Annotated in this window: 22 protein-coding genes; 14 read left to right on the top strand and 8 right to left on the bottom strand. The window is 69.0% G+C overall.

Annotated elements, in window-relative coordinates:
• Positions 1-24: 24 nt before the first annotated feature.
• A complete protein-coding gene (locus tag AC3WL8_RS08360; protein WP_492378136.1) occupies positions 25-960 on the top strand; it encodes a LysR family transcriptional regulator in 936 nt (311 codons plus the stop codon).
• A gap of 127 nt (positions 961-1,087) precedes the next feature.
• Here AC3WL8_RS08360 and AC3WL8_RS08355 read toward each other — a convergent pair whose 3' ends face one another.
• The 3 genes from AC3WL8_RS08355 to AC3WL8_RS08345 all read right to left on the bottom strand — a co-directional run bounded on the left by AC3WL8_RS08355 (position 1,088) and on the right by AC3WL8_RS08345 (position 3,021).
• The gene (locus AC3WL8_RS08355; RefSeq protein WP_013953291.1) at positions 1,088-1,258 is read right to left on the bottom strand and encodes a hypothetical protein; all 171 of its coding nucleotides are present in this window, start codon (positions 1,256-1,258) and stop codon (positions 1,088-1,090) included.
• 153 nt (positions 1,259-1,411) lie between these two features.
• Positions 1,412-2,767: a type II toxin-antitoxin system HipA family toxin gene (locus tag AC3WL8_RS08350; RefSeq protein WP_492378135.1), complete on the bottom strand. Its 1,356-nt coding sequence runs from the start codon at positions 2,765-2,767 to the stop codon at positions 1,412-1,414.
• Positions 2,768-2,769: 2 nt separating this feature from the next.
• The gene (locus AC3WL8_RS08345) at positions 2,770-3,021 is read right to left on the bottom strand and encodes a helix-turn-helix domain-containing protein (protein WP_013953293.1); all 252 of its coding nucleotides are present in this window, start codon (positions 3,019-3,021) and stop codon (positions 2,770-2,772) included.
• Between the two features lie 229 nt (positions 3,022-3,250).
• Between AC3WL8_RS08345 and AC3WL8_RS08340 the strand changes: the two genes are divergently transcribed.
• Complete coding sequence (locus AC3WL8_RS08340; RefSeq protein WP_256449327.1) at positions 3,251-4,201, top strand: NAD(P)-dependent oxidoreductase; 951 nt, start codon at positions 3,251-3,253, stop codon at positions 4,199-4,201.
• 144 nt (positions 4,202-4,345) lie between these two features.
• Positions 4,346-4,522, top strand: a complete 177-nt coding sequence (locus AC3WL8_RS08335) for a glycine zipper 2TM domain-containing protein (RefSeq protein ID WP_013953295.1) — start codon at positions 4,346-4,348, stop codon at positions 4,520-4,522.
• A gap of 77 nt (positions 4,523-4,599) precedes the next feature.
• On the opposite strand, the gene AC3WL8_RS08330 is transcribed toward AC3WL8_RS08335, so the two are convergent.
• Both AC3WL8_RS08330 and AC3WL8_RS08325 read right to left on the bottom strand, forming a co-directional pair.
• Positions 4,600-5,454, bottom strand: coding sequence for a glycosyltransferase family 2 protein (locus tag AC3WL8_RS08330; RefSeq protein ID WP_211981676.1), 855 nt, complete (start codon positions 5,452-5,454; stop codon positions 4,600-4,602).
• A gap of 58 nt (positions 5,455-5,512) precedes the next feature.
• Positions 5,513-5,773, bottom strand: coding sequence for a phosphopantetheine-binding protein (locus tag AC3WL8_RS08325; protein WP_211981683.1), 261 nt, complete (start codon positions 5,771-5,773; stop codon positions 5,513-5,515).
• 318 nt (positions 5,774-6,091) lie between these two features.
• On the opposite strand from AC3WL8_RS08325, the gene AC3WL8_RS08320 reads away from it, so the two are divergent.
• The 9 genes from AC3WL8_RS08320 to AC3WL8_RS08280 all read left to right on the top strand — a co-directional run bounded on the left by AC3WL8_RS08320 (position 6,092) and on the right by AC3WL8_RS08280 (position 15,978).
• Positions 6,092-6,775, top strand: a complete 684-nt coding sequence (locus tag AC3WL8_RS08320; RefSeq protein WP_211981685.1) for a COG4648 family protein — start codon at positions 6,092-6,094, stop codon at positions 6,773-6,775.
• A 49-nt stretch (positions 6,776-6,824) separates the two neighbouring features.
• A complete protein-coding gene (locus AC3WL8_RS08315) occupies positions 6,825-8,543 on the top strand; it encodes an ApeI family dehydratase (RefSeq protein WP_492378134.1) in 1,719 nt (572 codons plus the stop codon).
• The gene (locus tag AC3WL8_RS08310; protein ID WP_013953300.1) at positions 8,537-9,511 is read left to right on the top strand and encodes a lysophospholipid acyltransferase family protein; all 975 of its coding nucleotides are present in this window, start codon (positions 8,537-8,539) and stop codon (positions 9,509-9,511) included. Before AC3WL8_RS08315 ends, AC3WL8_RS08310 begins: the two co-directional genes overlap by 7 nt.
• 24 nt (positions 9,512-9,535) lie before the next feature.
• Positions 9,536-10,135, top strand: coding sequence for a LolA-related protein (locus AC3WL8_RS08305; protein ID WP_211981690.1), 600 nt, complete (start codon positions 9,536-9,538; stop codon positions 10,133-10,135).
• Between the two features lie 20 nt (positions 10,136-10,155).
• On the top strand, positions 10,156-12,561 hold the full coding sequence (locus AC3WL8_RS08300) for an MMPL family transporter (protein ID WP_211982197.1): 2,406 nt from the start codon (positions 10,156-10,158) through the stop codon (positions 12,559-12,561).
• Entirely contained in the window at positions 12,558-13,406 is an 849-nt protein-coding gene (locus AC3WL8_RS08295) for a polysaccharide deacetylase family protein (protein ID WP_013953303.1), read from the top strand. The genes AC3WL8_RS08300 and AC3WL8_RS08295 overlap by 4 nt, the downstream gene beginning before the upstream one ends.
• Before the next feature lie 67 nt (positions 13,407-13,473).
• Positions 13,474-14,676: a beta-ketoacyl-[acyl-carrier-protein] synthase family protein gene (locus tag AC3WL8_RS08290; RefSeq protein ID WP_211981692.1), complete on the top strand. Its 1,203-nt coding sequence runs from the start codon at positions 13,474-13,476 to the stop codon at positions 14,674-14,676.
• Positions 14,677-14,684: 8 nt separating this feature from the next.
• Entirely contained in the window at positions 14,685-15,497 is an 813-nt protein-coding gene (locus tag AC3WL8_RS08285; protein WP_013953305.1) for a beta-ketoacyl synthase chain length factor, read from the top strand.
• Positions 15,490-15,978 carry a hotdog family protein gene (locus tag AC3WL8_RS08280; protein ID WP_211981694.1) on the top strand — a complete coding sequence of 163 codons (489 nt, stop codon included), beginning with the start codon at positions 15,490-15,492 and terminating at the stop codon, positions 15,976-15,978. Before AC3WL8_RS08285 ends, AC3WL8_RS08280 begins: the two co-directional genes overlap by 8 nt.
• Positions 15,979-15,984: 6 nt before the next feature.
• Here AC3WL8_RS08280 and fahA read toward each other — a convergent pair whose 3' ends face one another.
• The 3 genes from fahA to AC3WL8_RS08265 all read right to left on the bottom strand — a co-directional run bounded on the left by fahA (position 15,985) and on the right by AC3WL8_RS08265 (position 19,608).
• Positions 15,985-17,247, bottom strand: a complete 1,263-nt coding sequence (gene fahA, locus AC3WL8_RS08275) for a fumarylacetoacetase (RefSeq protein WP_211981698.1) — start codon at positions 17,245-17,247, stop codon at positions 15,985-15,987.
• 138 nt (positions 17,248-17,385) lie between these two features.
• Entirely contained in the window at positions 17,386-18,705 is a 1,320-nt protein-coding gene (gene hmgA, locus AC3WL8_RS08270) for a homogentisate 1,2-dioxygenase (protein WP_492378133.1), read from the bottom strand.
• A 516-nt stretch (positions 18,706-19,221) separates the two neighbouring features.
• Complete coding sequence (locus AC3WL8_RS08265) at positions 19,222-19,608, bottom strand: helix-turn-helix domain-containing protein (RefSeq protein ID WP_013953309.1); 387 nt, start codon at positions 19,606-19,608, stop codon at positions 19,222-19,224.
• Between the two features lie 338 nt (positions 19,609-19,946).
• On the opposite strand from AC3WL8_RS08265, the gene AC3WL8_RS08260 reads away from it, so the two are divergent.
• Both AC3WL8_RS08260 and AC3WL8_RS08255 read left to right on the top strand, forming a co-directional pair.
• Positions 19,947-20,552 (top strand): TetR/AcrR family transcriptional regulator, encoded by a 606-nt coding sequence (locus tag AC3WL8_RS08260; RefSeq protein ID WP_041228671.1) that lies wholly within the window; start codon positions 19,947-19,949, stop codon positions 20,550-20,552.
• 171 nt (positions 20,553-20,723) lie between these two features.
• Positions 20,724-21,749, top strand: coding sequence for an alpha/beta fold hydrolase (locus AC3WL8_RS08255; RefSeq protein WP_249679198.1), 1,026 nt, complete (start codon positions 20,724-20,726; stop codon positions 21,747-21,749).
• The last annotated feature ends 13 nt before the right edge of the window (positions 21,750-21,762 follow it).

Here is a 21,762-nt window from a genome sequence, read left to right as displayed (position 1 = left end):
GACACCGCCGACCCGCTACCGCCCATGAAAATCAACCTGTCGATGCGCGACATCGAAACCATGCTGTTGCTTGGCCGCACGCTCAACTTCCGCCAGGCCGCCAGCCAGCTGCACCTGTCGCAATCCGCCCTGTCCACGCAGATCCTGCGCATCGAGGAATCCGTCGGCGTGCGCCTGTTCGACCGCACCACCCGCACCGTGCGCCTGACCGCGGCCGGCCAGGTCTTCATGCAGCAGGCCGCGCTGCTGCAGGCGGCGTTCCGCGGCGCCATCGACGCCGTGACCGGCATTGCCAGCGCCGAGCGCGGCCAGGTGGCGGTGGCGGCGCTGCCCTCGCTGGCGGCGCGCATGCTGCCGCGCGTGCTGATGGCCTACCACCAGGCGCGCCCGGAGGTGGCGCTGAAGGTGTTCGATACCCTCTCCGGCCCGGCGTTCGACCTGGTGCGCGCCGGCGACGTGGATTTCGCGCTGACCGCCGCCGACCCGCAACAGGCGGACCTGCAATATGAGCCCCTGCTGTCGGACCGCTTCGTGCTGCTGATTCCGTCGGCTCACCCACTGGCGCGCAGCCCCGGGCCGCTGCGCTGGGCCGATACCGCCAGCGCGCCGCACGTGTCGATGACGCACCCGAGCAGCGTGCGCCAGTACGCGGAATGGGCCTTCCTGCAGAACCGCATCCGCTTCCAGCCGGTGTTCGAGGCAGAGCGCCTGGCCACTATCGCGGCCATGGTCGAATGCGGCTTCGGCGTGGCCGCGCTGCCCGAGATCGCGGCCGGCACCGTGCGCCAGCCCGGCATTGTCGAGCGCCTGCTGACCGCGCCGGTGACCGAGCGCTCGATCGGGCTGGTGACTTCGCGCAACCGCAGCCTGTCGCCGGCGGCTGCCGAACTGGCGGCGGCGGTGCGCGCGCAGCTGGCGAGTCCGCCCGTGCAAGACACGGCGGACACGGAGGCCCGGTGAACTAGTGGCGATGCTGGCTGGCCATGGCGCGCAGGCAACGCTGGCCTGGTTCCAAGCCAACCTCGTGCGCCCGCCGCTGCGCGGCGTCACGGAAAGTGGGCCCGGCACGGCACCGGGCACGCAGCCCTCAAGAAGGGTCCTTGGTACGGGTACGCGAAACCGCCGCCATGATGCCGATGCCAAGCACGATCAGGCAGGCAATACCGATATAGACGGGCGCGAGGCCAGCCGTTTCCATGCCCCAGGCAATGCCGCCAACCAGGACCAGCAGGCCGATAATGTATAGCGCGAATGACATGAGTCGGCTCCTTGCGGTGGTGCAACCTGGCTTCAATGTAGGCAGCACGCGATGCGCAAGGGATAGGACAAGGGCGGAAGCTGGCGTAGGCGGGTTCTTACCTTGTGGTGATGTGCGCGGCGGACAGCTCCGGCGGCAAAGGCTCCCCGGGGCTCACCCCTCCACCTGCGCCGGCATCTCTCCCAGCCGCTGCACCGATGTTCGCAAACCCTCCAGGATCGTGTCCGCCACCTTCTGCGGAAAACCCGCGGGCAGTGCTGCGCCGACCTCGGCGAGCACCGCCGGGGTCCGCGCGATGATGCGCCCGATCAGCGCCTCGGCATCGGCACCCAGAAAACAGCGCGGTGCCATCGCATTGAAATGGCGGCGCTGGATATCGCGCAGACCGTAGTGCCGGCTGCGGCCGGCGACCGCCATGGCCAGCTTGGCCTTGTGCCAGGAGAACTGGTTGGCGCCCTGGCCCACCACCGGCCAGATCGACATCACGTCGTACAGCGGCGTCATGCGGTAACGCCCGCCGGCCAGCAGGCGGATGCTGAAGTTCTTGGCGTGCCCGTCCGGTGCGGCCAGCAGCCAAAACAGCAGCTGCGCGGCCAGTAGCGTCTGCAGATCATCGGCCCGGGCCACTGAGTTGCGCAGCACCGTGGCGATCTCGATCATGCCGGGTCCGCCATCGGCCTCGTATTTCTGCAGCGGGCTGAGGCCGAACACCTGGCAGAAATCTTCCTGCAGCAGCCGCAGCAGCCAATTGCCTGACGGATGAGGCTGGCGATCGAAACGCGTGACGCTCAGCACCTTGCGGCGGCCGAACGTCAGCATCTCGCAATCGGCCACCGGCAAGCCATAGGCGGCAAGGATCTTCAGGCACAGCCATTCGTTTTCCACCGACGTGCTCAGGTCGGCCCTGCGGTTGCCCACCAGGCCCAGTGGCAGCTTGAAAATATGTGTGGTCGGGGTGGCGCCATGCGGCCGCAGCCATTGGCCGTCATGGCGCAGCAGCGCAGTCTTCTCCTGCGCGCCGGCGATGGAGATGCGGAAGTCGTCGTCGTGCTCATGCCGCCCAAGCGCGGGCGTGGCGACGATATCCTCCAGCCAGCGCTCGATCTGCTCGTCCGATAGCGGTTCGCCTTCGATCCGGTCGATGCCCGCAGGCGCTTCGTTTTCGCCCAGGATCTGCACCGCGCCCACGCAATCGCGGCCGATGGCGGCGAGCAACTCGAAGGCTTCTACCGAGCCGGTCTGGAAGCGCAGCGCCAACCGGCGCCGGATGGCCTCGCTGTCCGGCAACAGGTTGTCGAAGTAGTTGCGCACGGCATCGCCACGCACCACGCGCCGGTTGCCCAGGCCATACCCGAGCGACAGAGACAGGGGCCGCCCGGCTTCAGAGCGGATCCAGTCCTCGTCGTATTCCAGTTCCATCCCGGTACCGGACGGCTGGCGCCAGGTGCCCACGCGCTGCCCGTTGGCCCAGACCGACAGCGCCGGCGTACGTGACCTGCGTGCCGCCATGATTACCACGCCACCTCGGACACCTCGGCGGCTCCCGTGGCCCGGTCCTGGACCACCAACTCCAGGCCGAGCGCGCCGACCAGCGCCAGCAGTTGGTCGACGCTGATGCTGTCGGGGTTCAGTTCCATGTGCGACATTCGGCTCTGGCTGATATTCAGCCGCGCGGCAGCCTCGGTCTGGTTCAGGCCGGCCGCCTTGCGCGCTGCCTGCAGGATCTGGCCAAGCTGCCATGGAGTAGAGACAATTTGCTTCATCGCGTTGGATGGAATACCAATATGATAGGTATTTCTATTTTAGCGACAGCATGGGTATTCTTCAAATACTCATGTCATAGGTATTTTGATTTTAACGATGCCATGACTATATGTGCCCGAAGCAGCAGCCTGTAGCGCAACATCGTGCCAGGCTCTGTATCTGTCCCCAGCCCCGGCGCCCTCGTATACTCTGGAGCCGGAGGCGGCCTAGCCGCCCCGCCGGTGCAGGATCCCGGCGTGGCATCACGCAAACGGGGCCGCGCCTCACCGATCCCAAACATACAAGCAACGGAGCAGCAGCATGCGTGTCGCATTTCTCGGACTGGGCGTCATGGGTTTCCACATGGCCGGCCACCTCGCCACCAAGGGGCACGAGGTCACCGTGTACAACCGCACCGCCGCCAAGGCGCAGGCATGGGTCGAAAAGTTCGGCGGCAAATCAGCGCCCACGCCGGCACAGGCCGTGCGCGATGCGCAGGTAGTCTGCTCCTGCGTGGGCAATGACGACGACCTGCGCGCGGTGCTGGCCGGGCATGACGGCGCCTTCTTCAGCGCGCCCAGCGGCTGCATCTTCGTGGACCACACCACCGCCAGCGCCAACGTGGCGCGCGAACTCTACGCCGCCGCGCGCGAGCACGGCCTGCACTTTGTCGACGGCCCGGTCTCCGGCGGCGAAGTCGGCGCGGAGAAAGGCATCCTGACCATCATGTGCGGCGGCGATGCCGACGCCTATGCGCGCGCCGAACCGGTCATTGCCGCCTACGCACGCGCCGTCACGCGCATCGGCGAATCCGGCGCCGGGCAACTGGCCAAGATGGTCAACCAGATCAGCATCGCCGGGCTGATCCAGGGCCTGTCCGAGGCCATCGCCTTTGGCGAGCGCGCCGGGCTGGACATGCGCCTGGTGCTGGACGTCATCAGCAAGGGCGCGGCCGGCTCATGGCAGCTCGAGAACCGCGGCCCCACCATGATCGACAACAAATTCGACTTCGGCTTCGCGGTCGACTGGATGCGCAAGGACCTGGGCCTGTGCCTGGACGAGGCGCGCCGCAACGGCGCCGGCCTGCCGGTGACGGCGCTGGTCGACCAGTTCTATGCCGACCTGCAGCAGATGGGTTGCGGCCGCGCAGACACCTCTTCGCTGATCAAGCGCCTGCGCCAGCACGCCGGGGACGCCTGACGCCACCCCTGCGCCACCTGCCGTCGTCCGATTCCTACAGCGCAATCGGCGTGTCTCGGAGAGGCCCCTGCCCGGCACGGGCCTAAGCTGGACACATGGGGCCGGTTGCCTGCAACTGGCCCGGCAACGATGCAGGAGACCATCATGTGGAAACTCGCAAGCGCGCTCCTGGTAAGTGCCAGCATGGCGCTGGCCGGCTGTACGGCGACGGGCGCGGTGGCCGGCGGCGTGGCCGGACACGAGCTGACTCACGGCAGCACCGCCGGGACCATCGGCGGCGCCGTGGTGGGCGGCGTGATTGGTCACGAACTGGGCAAGTAAGCAAACCCTGGCCCCTGAGCCCAACAAGCAGAAAGGCCGCTTCGTGCGGCCTTTCTGCTTGTTTTGCGGGATGCCGTTCAGGCTTTCGGCCGGCACGACGCACCGCCGGTCGCCCGCCGCAGCCGCTGCCACACCAGTACCGGCAGCCGCAGCACGAAGCCGGCCAGCAGCCGCAGATGCATGCCGGTCAGCAACAGGTTGTCGCGCAGATAGCGGAAATGCGATACCCCACCCTCGCGCTGGCCGAAGTAGCGCACCGGCGCATCGGCGTTGATGGGGCGCACGCCGCGCCAGCACAGGCGCACCGCTACTTCCGGATCAAAGTCGAAGCGCCGCATCCAGCGGCTCTCGCGCATGACCGCGCGCAGCGGCGCGACCGGGTAGACGCGAAAACCGTACAGGGAATCCCCGATGCCTGCCCAGAGCGTCTCGACATCCACCCAGAAGTTGGACATGCGCCGCCAGTAGACCCGCTCGCGCGGTGCGCTGGCGTCGAACACGGGCCGGCCCAGCACCATGGCGCCGGGGTTGCGCTGCGATATCGCCATGAACTGCGGAATCAGGTGTGCAGGATGCTGCCCGTCCGAATCCATCACCAGCACATGCGTAAAGCCAGCGGCGGCGGCGGCGTCGATGCCGTGCAGCACTGCGGTGCCCTTGCCCTGGTTGCGCGGCAGCACCAGTACGCGCAGCCCGGGATCGGTGGCCGCCTGCGCCAGCAGCCACTGGTCGCTGCCATCGGTGCTGCCGTCCACGACCACCCAGACCGGCGTCCAGGCGGCGCGCGCCGCGCGCAGCACTTCATGCAGGCGCACGCCGGGGTTATAGCTGGGGATCAGCACCAGGTGCGTGGCGGACGGCTCGGTGCCACCCATGGGGCAGACGCTGCCGCCGGTCACCAGTGCGGGCCCGGGCATGGCTTGCTGCGGCATGTCGTGCTCCGGTCCTGGCTTTGGGAAAGGGCGAAAGGGTGGGTGCGGCGAGCCGGGGCTAGCGCGTGCGGTGTTCCGCCAGGTAGGTGGCCAGGCTGCCCAGCGAGGCAAAGATGGTCTTGTTGTCGGGGTTGTCCGAACGCAGTTCGACCCCGTACTTGCGCGACACCAGCAGTGCGATCTCAAGGATATCGATGGAATCCAGCCCGAAGCCTTCGCCATAGAGCGGCGTGGTGGCATGGATGTCCTCCAGCCGCAACTCGACAATGTCGAGTTCGTCGATGATCAGGCGGGCAAGTTCGGTTTCGAGTTCGGTCATGTCGCTAGGTGGCTGGAATGCCGCTGCGGCATGGGTCCGGGCAAGGTTGTCCAGTCCGCACGGCAGGGCAACCGATGCTATCAAAAGGGGCAAATCCCAGCCAGTTGAGAGAAGTTTAGTAACAACAAAGGCGGCCCTTTTGGGAATCATCATCACGTCGGGCCGGTCTTTTGGGGTATAAAGCGTTCGCTTCGCGCACCATGCAGCGTCATTTCCGGCAACGCTTTGCGCCAAGCGACTTACGCTACACACAATATACCCTCGCAGATGCCATCGAGCCAGCAATTCGACCGCCCCTCCACGCCCGCCGCGCCGGCCATGCCTTTGCGGCAGGATGCCGTGCCGCCAGGCCAGCGCCATGGCTGGATTGCCGCGGTAGCCGCCTTTGTCGCCTACGAATCCGCCCTGCACCGTGCAGCACACCAGCCGGGTGCCGAAATCGCCGCCTTGTGGCTCGGGGCGGCGCCGTTCCTGCTAATCGGCTTCCTTGCCTGCCGCCGCGCCGGGTGGCGCCTCCCTGCGCTGGCTGGCTTGCTGGCAGCCTGCGCCGCCTTGTGGATCTGGCGCTTGCCGCTGGCCACGCATTTCGGCTGGACCTATTTCCTGCAGCACGCCGGCATCAACGCCGCGCTGGGCGTGATGTTCGCGCTGAGCCTGCGCCCCGGCCACACGCCACTGTGCACGCAGATCGCGACGGCAATCCATGGCCAACTGCCCCCCGCGCACCTGCGCTACACGCTGCGCGTGACCCAGGCCTGGACGCTGTTCTTTGCCGCGATGGTGGGTATATCGACGCTGCTGTTCGTGCTGGCGCCGGTGGCAACCTGGTCCAGCTTCGCCAATCTGGCCACGCCGCTGCTGATCGCGCTGATGTTCGTGGGCGAGGCCGTGTGCCGCCGCATCGCTTTCCCGGGCATGGCCCACGGCGGCCTGCTGGACGCGGTGCATGGCTATCGCGCAGTCATGGCTGCCCGTGCGGGCCGGCCCGGTTTGCCGCGCTGACGCGCCGCACCCCGGCCCCTACACTGGCAACAGGCACAGGCTCCGCCCCATGACCACGCTCCCCATCGTCGCGCATGCCTCGCCCGAAGACATCATCGCCTGGGCGCACGGGCGGCCTGTCAGCGTGCGCCAGTTCCTGGCCGATGCGTCCAGCCTGGCCACCGCGCTGCCGGCAGGCGGGCACGTATTCAACGCCTGCACCGACCGCTACAGCTTCGCCGTCGGCCTGTGCGCCGCGCTGCTGGCGGGCAAGGCCACCCTGCTGCCGCCGTCCCATACGCCGGAGATGGTGCGCCAGCTGGCCGACTTTGCCCCGGACGCCTTCTGCCTGCATGACCAGCCTGACGCGGCGTGCGCCATGCCGGCGTTCCGCTATCACGACGGCCTGCGCGGCGCCGCCACGGACGGGCCGACCGAGATCCCGCAGATTGCCGCGACCCAGGTCATGGCGTACGTGTTCACGTCAGGCTCGACCGGCACGCCGGTGCCGCACCGCAAGACCTGGGGCGCGATGGCCCGGTGCGCGCATGCCGCGGCACAGCGGCTAGGCCTGCTGGATGGGCGTGCCTGGACCGTGGTGGGCACGGTGCCGCCACAGCATATGTTCGGGCTGGAAGCCACGGTCATGCTGGTGCTGCAGGGCCGCGCGGCACTGGTGGCGGCCCCGGCCTTCTATCCGGCCGACGTGCGCGATGCCCTCGCCTCGGTGCCGGCGCCGCGTGCGCTGGTCAGCTCGCCCGTGCACCTGCGCACGCTGGTGCAGGCGGGCATGGCGATGCCGCCGGCAGACCTGGTGCTGTGCGCGACCGCCCCGCTTGGCCGCCAGCTGGCGGGCGAGACCGAGACCCTGTTCGGCGCTCCGCTGTGCGAGATCTACGGCAGCACCGAGACCGGCCAGGTCGCCACGCGCCGCACCGCGCAGACCGATGCCTGGACACTGGTGCCTGGCGTGCGGCTGGAGGCACGCCAGGGCGACGGCGGCGACACCGAGACCTGGGCCGAAGGCGGCCATATCGAACAGCCGGTGTCGCTGGGCGACGCCATCGCACCGCTGGATGCCGGCCACTTCCTGCTCCATGGCCGCAAGGCCGACATGCTGAATATCGCCGGCAAGCGCACCTCGCTGGCTTACCTGAACCACCAGCTCACGGCCATTGACGGCGTGCGCGACGGCGCGTTCTTCATGCCCGATGATGCGCACGAAGGCGACACGCATGGCCACGTGGTGCGGCTGGTGGCGGTGGCGGTGGCGCCAGGCGTCGCCCCGGCGCAGCTCCAGCAGGCGCTGCGCGCGCGCATCGACCCGGCCTTCCTGCCACGCCCGCTGCTCTTTGCCGACAGCCTGCCGCGCAATGCCTCCGGCAAGCTGCCGCGCGAAGCCCTGGCGGCGCTGGTCGCAAGGCTTGCCGCGGCACACCACGGCGAGAGCGTGGCAAGGCCCGGCTTTGTCATCGACGCCGATCACCCGGCCATCGCCGGCCACTTTCCCGGCCATCCGATCGTGCCGGGGGTGGTGCTGCTGGACCACGCGGTGCTGGCACTCGGCGCGGCGCTGGGCCGCCGCCTTGCCGTCACCCAGGCCGGCGCCATCAAGTTCCTGAGCCCGGTGACCCCGGGCGAGCGCGTGGAGATCCTTCACCAGGCCGACGCAGCGGCCGATGGCAGCGAGAGTATCCGCTTCACGCTGCGCAGCGCCGGACGCGATGTCGCCAGCGGCACGCTGCAAGTGCGTGGCGCCGCGCCGCAAGCGGGGGCATCGGCATGCTGAGCTGGCTGTGGAAGCGGCAGCCGCCGCTGGAATCCGAATGGTCGCACCGCGAGGAGCGCGGCAGCATCACGCTGCTGCGCGTCATGACGTGGATCTCGCTGGCACTCGGCCGCCCCGTCGGGCGCGTGGTGCTGCGGGGGATTGCGGCGTACTTCATGCTGTTCGCACCGGCGGCACGCCATGCCTCGCGCGCCTACATGGACCGCGCCCTCGGGCGCGAGGCCAACTGGGTCGATGGCTACCGGCATGTGTTCACCTTCGCCTCGACCATCCATGACCGCATCTACCTGCTCAACGGCCGCTTCGACCTGTTCGATATCCGCCTGCACGGAGAGGCGCAGCTGGAAGCCGCGATGGCGCGCGGCCGTGGCGCAATCCTGCTGGGTGCGCACCTGGGCAGCTTCGAGGTGGTGCGCGCGCTCGGGCGGCGGCACCCGGAGATGGAAGTCGCGATCACCATGTACGAGGAGAATGCGCACAAGCTCAACGACGTGCTGCAGTCGATCAACCCGGCGATGCGCCAGGACGTGATCGCGCTGGGTCGCTTCGACACCATGCTGCGGGTGCGCGACTACCTGGACCGCGGCTACATGATCGGCATGCTGGCCGACCGCACGCTGTCGCAGCGCGCCACCGACCCGGTGCAGCAGTGCAGCTTCCTCGGCACGCCCACGGGCCTTCCGACCGGCCCGCTGCGCATGGCGGCGATGCTGCGCCGGCCGGTGTTCTTCATCACCGGCCTGTACCGCGGCGGCAACCGCTACGATGTGCACTTCGTGCCGCTGGCGGACTTCACCGACACCGCGCGCGGCCAGCGCGAGGCAGCCGTGCAGACCGCGCTGGCGGAATACGTGCGCCTGCTGGAGCAGTTCTGCCGCAGCGCCCCATACAACTGGTTCAACTTCTACGATTTCTGGCACGCCGGCCCGCCGCTGTCTGAACAGCCGCCGCCGGGCAACGAGCCATGACCCGCGAGCCGTGAGCAGCCCCTGATGTCCCTTTCCAGACGCCCTTTCCGCTTCCTGCTGTCAATGCTGCTGGCCGGCGCCATGCTTGCGCTGGCCGCACCGTCCGGCGCCGCCACGTTTGGCGTCGACCAGCTGATGTCCACCCTGGCGCAACGCAAGTCGGGGCGCGTGCTGTTCACCGAGACCAAGTACCTGGCGATAGTCGACAAGCCGGTGCAGTCGACCGGCGAACTGCTGTTCACGGCGCCCGACCACCTGGAGAAGCGCACACTGGCGCCCAAGGCCGAGAACATGGTGCTCGACGGCGACATGCTGACGGTCGAGCGCGACGGCAAGCGCTACACCATGCCGCTGCAGAACTACCCCGAGCTGGCCGCCTTTATCGAAAGCATCCGCGGCACGCTGGCAGGCAACCGCCAGACGCTGGAGCGCTACTACAAGCTCGGCCTGGAAGGCCGCGCCAGCCGCTGGACGCTGACGCTGACACCGGCGGACTCGCGCATGGCCGCTGTGATCAGCCAAGTGCGCATCGACGGCAGCCAGGATGTGCTCGACCGCGTCGAGATCCGGCAGGCCGACGGCGACCGCTCGGTGATGAAGATCCGACCTGCCGGCCGCCCATGAGCGCAGCGCCGCCCGCAACGATGCGCCCAGCGACGCGCCGGATCGCGCTGGCACTGTGGATCTTCGCCATGCTCGCCTGCGCGGCCGTCATCAGCCGCACCACCTTCACGGCCGACCTCTCGGCCTTCCTGCCGCGGCTGCCCAGCGCCGAGCAGCAGTTGCTGGTGAACCAGCTGCGCGACGGACTGGTATCGCGCCTGGTCCTGGTCGGGATCGAAGGCGGCGATGCCGATGGCCGCGCCGCGGTATCGCGTGCCATGGCGGCACAGTTGCGCGGCGACCCGCGCTTCACGGCGATCCAGAACGGCGAGCCGGTCAACCAGGCCGCAGACCGCCAATACGTGTTTGCGCACCGCTACCTGCTCAGCCCCGCGGTCACGCCGGAGCGCTTCAGTGAACGCGGCCTGGCGCAGGCGCTAAATGAATCGTTCGAGCTGCTGGCTTCGTCCGCCGGGCTCTTCACCAAGTCGCTGCTGCCGAGCGATCCCACCGGCGAAGTGGCCGCGATGCTGGCACAGCTGGATGCCGGGCAGCGCGTGCCCATGCACGCCGGCGCCTGGGCGTCGCGCGACGGCAAGCGCGCGGTGCTGCTGGCCCAGACCGCCGCCGCGGGGTCTGACACGGATGCGCAGGCACAAGCCATCGGGGCCGTGCGCGAGGCGTTTGCCAAGGCCGCGACGGCTGGCCAGTACCAGCTGGTGATGACCGGGCCGGGCGTGTTTTCCGTCAATGCACGCGACACCATCCGCCATGATGTGGAGCGCCTGTCGACCATCGGCGTGGCTATCATCGTCACGCTGCTGCTGCTGGTCTACCGCTCGGTGCCGCTGCTGGTGCTGGGGCTGGTGCCGGTACTGAGCGGCGCGCTGGCGGGCATTGCCGCGGTCAGCCTGGGCTTCGGCGGCTCGGTGCACGGCCTGACGCTGGGCTTCGGCACCACGCTGATCGGCGAGGCGGTCGACTATTCGATCTACCTGTTCGTACAGTCCGCGCAGTACACGCGCGACGGCCGGCGCGACGAGCGCGCCTGGCTGCGCGGCTTCTGGCCAACGGTGCGCCTGGGCGTGCTGACCTCGGTCTGCGGCTTTGCCTCGCTGCTGCTGTCGGGCTTTCCGGGGCTGGCGCAGCTGGGGCTGTATTCGATTGCCGGGCTGACGACCGCGGCGCTGGTGACGCGCTTCGTGCTGCCGCAGCTGGTGCCGGCCACGCTGCACCTGCGCGACGTGGCGCCGCTGGGCCGCCGGCTGCAGTGGCTGGCGGCGCGCGCGCACCGGGTGCGCTGGCTGGTGCTCGTGCTGGTGGTGGCAGCCGGCACGGTGCTGGCCATGCACCGCGGCACGCTGTGGGGCCGCGAGCTGCAGGCGCTGAGCCCGGTGTCGGCCAGCGACCAGGCCCTCGACACCCGCTTGCGCGAGGACCTTGGCGCACCCGACGTGCGCTACCTGGTGGTGCTGTCCGGGCCGGACCAGGAGTCCGTGCTGCAGGGCGCGGAGCGCGTGGCACGTGAACTGGACCCGCTGGTGGCGCAGAATTTCATCGGCGGCTACGAGAGCCCGGCGCGCTACCTGCCCAGCGCGGCGACCCAGCGCGAGCGCCAGGCCAGCCTGCCGCCGCCCGACGAGCTGGCGCAGCGCCTGCGCGCCGCCATCGCCACGCAGCCGGTGCGCGCGTCCCTGTTCGCGCCGTTCCTGGCGCAGGCCGAGGCGGCGCGCACCGGGGCGCTGCTGCGGCGCGAGGACTTGCGCGGCACATCGATGGCGCTGGCTGTCGACGCGTTGCTGGCGCGGCGCGACGGGCGCTGGAGCGCCACGCTGCCGCTGCGTGCACCGGCCCACACCCCGCAAAGCACCGGCGCGGCCGACGGCGTCGACACCAGCGCAGTGCGGGCCGCGGTCGCGCGGGCCGGCGTCGCTGACACGCTGTTCGTCGACCTCAAGGGCGAATCCGACCGCCTCTACACCGGCTACCTACGCGAGGCCTTGCTGCTGTCGCTGGCCGGCCTGCTGGCGATCATCGTGCTGCTGGCCGTGGCGTTGCGCTCGGCACGGCGCGTCGTGGCCACGGTGTTGCCACTGGCCGCGGCGGCGCTGGTGGTGCTGGGCGGGCTGGCAGCGCTCGGCCAGCCGCTGACGCTGCTGCACCTGGTGGGCCTGCTGCTGCTGATGGCCGTGGGTTCCAATTACGCGCTATTCTTCAACGGCCCCGCGGCGGGCAGCCAGGTGGCGGGCGCTTCACCGCATACACTGGTGTCGCTGCTGCTGGCCAACCTGACCACGGTGGCCGCCTTCGGCCTGCTGGCGCTGTCGAGCCTGCCGCTGCTCAAGGCCTTCGGCCTGACGGTAGGTCCAGGTGCCGTGCTGGCCCTGTGGTTTTCGGCGATCCTGGCGCGCCCCGCGGCGCCGGACATAGCCGGGAGTGCAATATGAATTCGTATCCCGCACCGCGCGTTGCCTTGCGCGGCACCTCCAACAGCCGCCCCTGGCGCCCCACCCCGCTGCTTTATGGCACCGCCGCCGTGCACCTGGGTGCCGCCGGCGCGATCCTGGCGTACCCTGAAGCCATGGGCATGGCGCTGGCCGGCGTTGGCGCCGCCCATGCGGCAATGTGCGCCGCCGGCCTGTGGCCGCGCAGCCGGTGGCTTGGCCCCAACCTGCTGCGCCTGCCGCCCTCGGCCAGTGACTGTGTGGCACTGACGTTCGACGACGGCCCCAACCCGGCGTTGACGCCGCGCGTGCTCGACATGCTGGACCAGCATGGCGCGCGCGCGACCTTCTTCTGCGTCGGCGCGCGCGCCGCGGCGCATCCGGAACTAGTGCGCGAAATCGTCCGCCGCGGCCACGCCGTGGAAAACCACAGCATGTACCACCGGCTGCACTTCTCCGTCTTCGGTCCCGGACGCATACTGCGCGACATCGGTGCCGCGCAGCAGGTGCTGACCGACCTCACCGGCCAGGCGCCGCGCTTCTTCCGCGCGCCCGCGGGGCTGCGCAATCCCTTCCTTGAGCCGGTGCTGTGCCGGCTCGGGCTTCAGCTTGCCGCCTGGACCCGGCGCGGCTTCGATACCCGTTGCGGCGACCACGCGGCACGCGTGGCACAGCGCCTCACCGGCAAGCTCGCCGGGCGCGACATCCTGCTGCTGCACGACGGCAATCCCGGCACCGATGCCGCCGGCAACGCGCACTGCACCACGGTGCTGCCGGGCCTGCTCACCGCCATCGAACAAGCCGGCCTGCGCTGCGTCACGCTGCGCGCGGCCGTGCCGCCGGCCTGAGTGAGCTGCTGCTTGTTACAATTGGCACAGCCTTCCGAGATTCCTTTCCATTCGTTCCACCTAAGCCGTGTCCCCCCTCCTGTTCTCGCATTTCACGGCCACCAGCTGCCTGGGCGCCGGTGTAGACGCCACCCTGTCGGCACTGCGTGCGCAGCGCGGCGGCCTGGCGCCCTGCCGCTTCGGCGGCGTCGAGCTCGATACCTTCGTCGGCGAGGTACCCGGCCTGGACGCCGTGGCACTTCCGCCCGCACTGGCCGAATTCGACTGCCGCAACAACCAGCTGGCGCAACTGGCGCTGGAGCAGGACGGCTTTGCCGCGCGCGTGCGCGAAGCGGCGGCGCGCTACGGCGCCCACCGGGTCGGCGTCTTCCTGGGCACCAGCACCGCGGGCGTGCTGCAGACGGAACTGGCCTATCGCCAGCGGGATCCTGCCAGCGGCGCGCTGCCGCCGGGCTTCCACTACGCCACCACCCACAACCCCTACTCGCTGCCCGCTTTCCTGCGCCAATACCTGGGGCTGGCCGGCCCGGCGGCTGCGGTATCTTCGGCCTGTTCATCCGGCGCCAAGGTGTTCAGTTCGGCACGGCGCATGCTGGAGGCCGGGCTGATCGATGTAGCCGTGGTCGGCGGCGTCGATTCGCTGTGCTACACGACCCTGTACGGCTTCAATTCGCTGGAGCTGTTGTCCGACCAGCCGTGCCGGCCCTATGACGTGGCGCGCAACGGCATCTCGATCGGCGAGGGAGCGGCATTCGGCCTGCTCGAGCGCGTGGCCGGCACCGCGCAAGCCGATGCCATCCTGCTGGCCGGCATCGGCGAATCGAGCGATGCGCACCATATGTCGACCCCGCACCCCGACGGGCTGGGCGCGCGACTGGCGCTGGAGCAGGCACTGGCCAGCGCGGGCGTAGCGCGGACACAGGTCGGCTACGTCAACCTGCATGGCACCGCCACGCGCAGCAACGACGCAGCGGAGGCGATGGCCATGGCCGCGGTGCTGCCCGGCACGCCTTGCAGCTCCACCAAAGGCGCCACCGGGCATGCGCTGGGTGCCGCCGGCGCGCTCGAAGCCGTCATTTGCGCGCTGGCGCTGCGCCACGGCCTGGTGCCCGGTGGCATCAACACCACGCAGGTGGATCCGGCGCTGGACGTGAACTACCAGCTCGCCAACCGCGAAGCACCGCTGCGCTATGCAATGACCAATGCTTTCGGCTTCGGCGGATCCAACTGCACCCTGCTGTTCGCCCGCGCGGACGCAGCATCCCACTGAGCATCGCCATGCCGCAGCACGTGTATATCGAAAGCATCGGCCTGCTCGGCCCCGGCCTGACCGGCTGGCAGCAGGCCACTGAAGTCCTTGCCGGCCGCGTGCCGTATGCGCACGCGCCGACCGAGCTGCCGCCACCCGCGGGCCTGCCGCCGGCAGAGCGCCGCCGCACCGGCCCGACCGTACGGCTGGCGCTGGGGGTGGGCCAACAGGCCGTTGCCGCCAGCGACTGCGAAGCCGCGCAGCTGCCGACGATCTTTGCCTCGTCCAGCAGCGACGGCTTCAACTTCCATGCGATCTGCGAAGCGCTGGCCGAGCCTGAGCCGCTGATGTCGCCCACGCGCTTCCACAACTCCGTGCATAACGCGACCGCCGGCTACTGGTCGATCGCCGCGGGCGCGATGCGCACCTCCAATGTGCTGTGCGCCATGGATGGCAGTGGCAGCGCGGGCTTGCTCGAATGCGTGCTGCAGGCCGCCGCCGATGCCGAGCCCTGCCTGCTGATCGCCTATGACACCGGCTATCCCGCGCCGTTGCACAGCCACCGCCCGATCCCCGATCCCTTCGGCGTGGCCCTGCTGCTCACGCCGCGGCAGACCGCGCGTTCGCTCGCGCGCATCGGCGTGGCGCTGAAGCAGGCACCGGCCACGGTGATGCCGGACGCCGCGCTGGAAGCGCTGCGCAGGTCGGCGCCGGCTGCACGCATGCTACCGTTGCTGACGGCCATCGCCCGCGGCGAGACTACCACCGTGGTGCTCGATTATCTGGACACGCTGCAGCTAGAAGCGGAGGTGGAATGCCTCGGTGGCCAGGCGAATGGCTGAGCTGCTGAAAGACCGCGACTGGATCGCGGCACGCATTCCGCACCAGGGCACGATGTGCCTGCTCGACGGCGTGCTGGCCTGGGATGCGACATCGGTTCGCTGCACGTCCGCCACGCATACGCGCGCGGACAACCCGCTGCGCGCGCAGGGCCGGCTGGCCGCAGTCAGCGGGATTGAATATGCGGCACAGGCCATGGCCGTGCACGGCGCATTGCTGGCGGAAGCGGCGCCAGGCAAGGACGCGCAGCGCCCGCGCTCGGGCTACCTGGCCAGCGTGCGCAGGCTGGTGCTGCATGTGGAGCGGCTCGACGATATCGACGCGCCGTTGCAGGTTGAGGCGCAGCGTATCAGCGGTGAAGGCAGCAGCGTGCTGTACGCCTTCACCGTCAGCGCCGCGGGCCGGGCACTGCTGTCAGGCCGCGCGGCGGTCATCCTGGATGCCGCCGCAGCCGGTCAAAGCGCCGACCGCAGCGCCGGCTGAAACACTTCAGCGCGCCGGCAGGATCTTGCCCGACACCGCGCCGAAGCCGACGCGATAGCCTTCGCCCTGGCAGTAGCCGGTCATGATCACGTCGTCGCCATCCTCCAGGAAGCCGCGGCGGCTGCCGTCGGCCAGCGTCACCGGTTCGGCGCCGTTGCGGGTCATTTCCAGCAGGCTGCCGTAGGAATCCGGCGTGGTGCCGCTGATCGTGCCCGATCCCATCAGGTCGCCCACGCGCACATTGCAGCCCGACACCGTGTGGTGGGCCAGCTGCTGCGCCATGGTCCAGTACATCGCCTTGAAGTTGGTGCGGCAGATGGTGCTGGGGGCCGCGGCTCCCTGCGGCTGCAGCGCGACTTCCAGCGCGATGTCATAGGCGTTCTTGTCCTGCTGCTGCAGGTACGGCAGCGGCTGCGGCGACTGCTCGGGGTTGTCGCGGCGGAACGGCTCAAGCGCTTCCATCGTCACCACCCACGGCGAGATCGAGGTGCCGAAGCCCTTGCTGTTGAACGGCCCCAGCGGCACGTACTCCCACTGCTGGATATCCCGCGCGCTCCAGTCGTTGAGCAGCACCATGCCGAACATATGCGCCGGCGCATCGGCGGTGCTGATGGGCTCGCCCAGCGCCGATTCCTTGCCGACGATAAAGCCCATCTCCAGTTCGAAATCCAGCTTGCGGCAGGCGCTGAACACCGGGCGCGCCTCGTTCGGCAGCTTGATCTGGCCGTTGGGGCGATGCAGCGGCGTGCCGCTCACCACCACCGAGCTGGCGCGGCCGTTGTAGCCGATGGGGATTTCCAGCCAGTTCGGCAGCAGCGCGTTGTCCGGGTCGCGGAACATGCGGCCGACGTTGGTGGCGTGCTCCTTGGACGAATAGAAGTCCGTGTAGCCCGGGATCTCCACCGGCAGGTGCAGCGTTGCGGCCGCCATCGGCACCAGTGCCTTGTCGCGCAGTGCGGCGTTGTCGCGCAGCGCGGCGTCATCACCGGACAGCAGCGCGCCCAGGCGCTTGCGGGTTTCGCTCCACACCGGCTTGCCCAGGGCGATAAAGCGGTTCAGGCTGCCAGCGGCAAACGTGCCTTTGGCAGCGGCCGGCAGGAGGCCGGCTTCATCCAGCGCGGCAAGGTCCAGCACCTGGTCGCCGATGGCAACGCCGACGCGCGGGGCCTGGCCCTTGGTCGAAAACACGCCATACGGCAGGTTCTGCAGCGGGAAGTGGGACTGGCCGTCGTTGGCGGAAGCGATCCAGCTGGTCTTGGGGGCGGTCATTGGGATACTCCGAAAATTTGGTGGCACTTGTCGCGTGTGGTGACGCGTCATGCTTGACGAGCGCCTGCCCTCTCCCCCGGCCCCTCGCCCGCTTGCGGGAGAGGAGAGAAAACCGGGCGGGGGGCCAGGCGCCCGGGATTAGCGAGTGTTCGGGTTGAAGTGTTTCTTCAGGCCCTGCCAGCACGTGTAGTAGTCCTGCTGCAGCGAGGCCGACTGCGCGGCATACGGCGTCGGGCGGATCACGCCCGGGGTCTCGAACATGAAGGCCATGGAGTCCTCGATGTGGTGCGGCTGCGAGGTATCGGCGGCGCTGGCCTTCTCGAAGGTTTCCGCATCCGGGCCGTGGCCGCTCATGCAGTTGTGCAGGCTGGCGCCGCCCGGGGCAAAGCCTTCGGCCTTGGCGTCGTAGACGCCAGTGACCAGGCCCATGAATTCGCTGGCGATATTGCGGTGGAACCAGGGCGGGCGGAACGAGTCCTGCATCGCCAGCCAGCGCGGCCCGAAGATGACGAAGTCGATGGTGTCCACGCCCGGCGTGGCCGACGGCGACTGCAGCACCAGGAAGATCGACGGGTCCGGGTGGTCGAAGCTGATCGAACCGATGGTATTGAAGTGGCGCAGGTCGTACTTGTACGGGGTGTAGTTGCCATGCCAGGCCACCACGTCGAGCGGCGAGTGGCCGATCCCGGCGCGCCACAGGTTGCCCTGGAACTTGGCCACCAGTTCGAAATCACCCTCACGGTCTTCATAGCTGGCAACCGGCGACAGGAAGTCGCGCGGGTTGGCCAGGCCGTTGGAGCCGATCACGCCCAGGTCGGGCAGTTGGAACAACGCGCCGTAGTTCTCGCAGATATAGCCGCGCGCCTCGCCCTCGGGCAGCTCCACGCGGAAGCGCACGCCGCGCGGGATCACCACGATCTCCTGCGGCTCCACTTCCAGCCGGCCCAGCTCGGTCACCATCAGCAGGCGGCCCTGCTGCGGCACGATCAGCATCTCGCCGTCGGCGTTGTAGAAGAAGCGGTCCTGCATCGACTGGTTGGCCAGGTACAGGTGGATGCCGCAGCCGGTCATGGCCTCGGGGCCGCCGTTGCCGGCCATAGTGACGATGCCATCGACAAAGTCGGTCGGCACCGACGGCATTGCCGGCGGGCTCCAGCGCATCTGGTTGGGCGACGGCGGCACCTGGTCGAAACGGCTCAGGAAACGCGACTGCTCGATCTGCGTGAACGGCGTATGCATCGCGGCCGGGCGGATGCGGTACAGCCACGAGCGCCGGTTGTGCGCGCGCGGCGCGGTAAAGGCCGTGCCGGACAGCTGCTCGGCGTACAGGCCGTAGGGCGCGCGCTGGGGCGAGTTCCGGCCCACGGGCAGCGCACCGGGCAGCGCCTCGGTGGCGAATTCATTGGCGAAGCCGGACATATAGCCGTTCTCGGCGAGCTGGGTGTGCGTGAGTGTCATGGTGTCGTCAGCGTTCCTGGGTCTCGATCCATCTGGCGCTGCGCTGGCGCCTAGCGGCCTCTTGCTGGGAGTGCCTGCCGGTTCGTATTCAGCCTGTGCGTGGTGCACGAGGCAAAAATTACGGAATACGTAATGCATTTACCATATCGTAATCTCCAGCATCGGACGTGTCAAACGGCATCGCGTGCGCATGCGCCGGACGCCGCTTGCATTGCAGTTGTAGGTGGGAAACGGGAAAAGCGGGAAGAAACCAGCCAGGCGCTGGGACGCGCGCTGACGCCGGCGCGGCAGCAATCGCTCACGCAGCTGAAAGGGGAAAACCGGGAAAGGCGGGAAAGCGCCGAAGCAGGCAGCCGGGCCTGCGGCGTCATCCACGCCGGGCGTCGTTCGAACGGCGCTCAGGACAATAGCGACCGGCGCGGTGCGGAACGCCCCGCGCCGGTTGTCATGCGGTGGCCTGGAGGCCAGCTGCCGGTGCCGGCGCGTTGCGAACCCGGCCGGCCAGGCAGCGGCGGGTCAGACCGGCTTGTGGCCCTCTCCGGTTCCGGAGCCGAAAGCGCCTCCGGAAGCCGGCGCCGCAGCCGGCGCGGCCGTGCTTCCGGCGGCCGGCTGGCCTGCCATGGAAGCTGCCGTCACGCCGCCATTGCGGCTGGCAATAAATGCGTTGACGTCTGCAGCAAGATGCTGCGGGGCCAGCACGACTTCCAGGCCCAGCGCCTCGCAGGCGGCCAGGAACGTCGACATGCGGGGATCGGCCTGACCCGACTCCGCCCGCAGGTAGGCTTCCCGGGAAATCCCCGCTTTACGGGCGACGTCCTCCTGCTTTAGCTTGCGCGCGCGACGCAACGCCCGCAGTTGCCGGAACGGTTCGCTAGCGCCTCTTGGCACGGCTGTACTGTTCATGTCGGTCTCCAGTCACCAGTGAAAAAAAGTGCGCGGACGTGCATTCGAGTATAGAGCACGCAAAGCGTTCCGTATGTAACCGCAGAAACACTTTGTGCAGATTTCTTAGAAGTCCGCCATCCCGCCCTGACATCGGCCGACTGGCGAACGTCAAAGAGCCGGATCGTGCACAACATCGCTGAGCCGCCCAATCTCTAACGGGCCTTGGCGGTTTGCGTTGACGTCACATGCCTATCCATATGACGTTATGGCCTCGCGGACACAAGTGCGCAAGTCGGGGCAAATACCATGCATCTGGTTTCGTTGACAAACCGACCGGTCGTGCTATTCTCCAGACCATGCAAAAAGGACAACTCACCCGCAACGCCATCGTCGAACAGGCACTGGACACCGCTGCCAAGGTCGGCTTCGAACAGTTGTCGCTGGCCACGCTGGCCGCGGACACCAATATGTCGAAGAGCGGCCTGTATGCGCACTTCAAATCCAAGGAGGTGTTGCAGCAGGCAGTGCTCGACCTGGCCGTGGAGCGCTTCGGCGAGATCGTGATCCGGCCGGCGATGCGCCAGCCGCGCGGGATGCCGCGGCTGCAGGGGCTGTTTGAAGGTTACCTGGAATGGCTGGGCGGCACGGTGACGCAGGGACGTTGCCTGTTCACGGCGCTGGGCCAGGAATACCGCGATCGGCCGGGCTCGATCCGCGACCTGGTGGTGCAGTCGCTGAAGGATTGGCACAGCACGGTTGCGCGCGTGGTGGGCGACGCCATCGATGAGGGCCATTTCGGGCCGGACACCGATCCGCGGCAATTTGCTTTCGAACTCGCGGGCATCGGCATGGCCTTCCAGCAATCCTTCAAGCTGCTTGGCCGCGAGGATGCCGAGACCATGGCGCGGCGCGCATTTGCGGCACTGGTGGCCCGTGCCGCCGAGGGCGCCCGCCGCCACTGAGCCACACATTGGCGCCGGCGCTACCCCGCCGGCGGGCAGCAACCGCTCGGGCGGGCTTTTTTTGTACATTAAAAAGCACGACTGGTCGGTCTTAACAACAGCACGGAATGCCGCCGGCGGGGCCGGTGCCGATGATGCCGTGCCATCCAGAATCCATTGGAGGTGCAGGTCGTGACGCAAGCAGTCTCTTCTCCTTCCCCGGTTTCCTCATCCCCCGCCGCCGCACCCTTGCCCGCGCGCGCCGGCAACGCGCCGCTGCGCACCGGCAAGTCCGGCCCGGTGGAGCGGGCCTTTCAGGGCTGGCAGCGGTTGCGCTGGCAGGCGGGCAGCGTGGTCAGGCCCGGCGCGACAGCGCGCGCGCTGGAGCACATCTGGTTCAAGCCGCCGCGCGCCGCAGCCACATCCGCAGCGCGGCACTTGCTGGACAGTGCGCGCGCCGACTGGGCGCTGGTGACGGGCCAGGGCCCGAGCCGGCGCGTGCGCGTCTATCGCTGGGGCACGTCCGGTCCCGTGGTGATGCTCGCGCACGGCTGGGGCGGCCATGCCGGCCAGTGGCATGCGGTGGTCGAAGGCCTGCTGGCAGCCGGCATGCGGGTGGTGGCCTTCGATGCGCTCTCGCACGGCGCCTCCGATGCCGGCGCGCGCGGCGCGGCGCAGACCTCGGTGCTGGAAATGTCGCGCTCGCTGCTCGCCGCAGCCTGGCACGCGGGGCAGGTACACGCCGTGGTGGCGCACTCACTCGGCGGCGCAGCCACCGCGCTGGCGCTGCGCGAAGGCCTGCCCGCCCGCGCCGCCGTGCTGGTCGGATCGCCGGCCGACATGCACGCCGCGTGTGCGTCGCTGGCCTGGCAAATGGGCTTCACCCCCGGCGTGCTGGCGCGCATGCAGCGCCAGAGCGAGCGCTGGCTGGGACTGCCATGGTCGGCTTTCAACGTGCCCGACGTCGGCCGCACCCGGCCGGTCCCGCCAACGCTGGTGATCCATGACCGCGACGACAAGGAAGTGCGCTGGGAAGACGGCGCCGCCATCGCCGGCGCCTGGCCCGGCGCGCAACTGGTCACGACCAGCGGCCTGGGGCATCGCCGCATCCTGCAGGATCCCGGCGTGATCCGGCGCATCGCCGATTTCATCCGGCCCGGCACAGCCCCCGCGCGCGCGGTGATCCCGCCCGCCTTGCACGGCCTGGCCGTCGACTGAACCTGGAGACCAT

The organism is Cupriavidus sp. FW305-F7 (genome assembly GCF_058782875.1).
The sequence above is the reverse complement of the archived record's forward strand: the minus strand, read 5'-3'. Positions and strand labels throughout refer to the sequence as shown.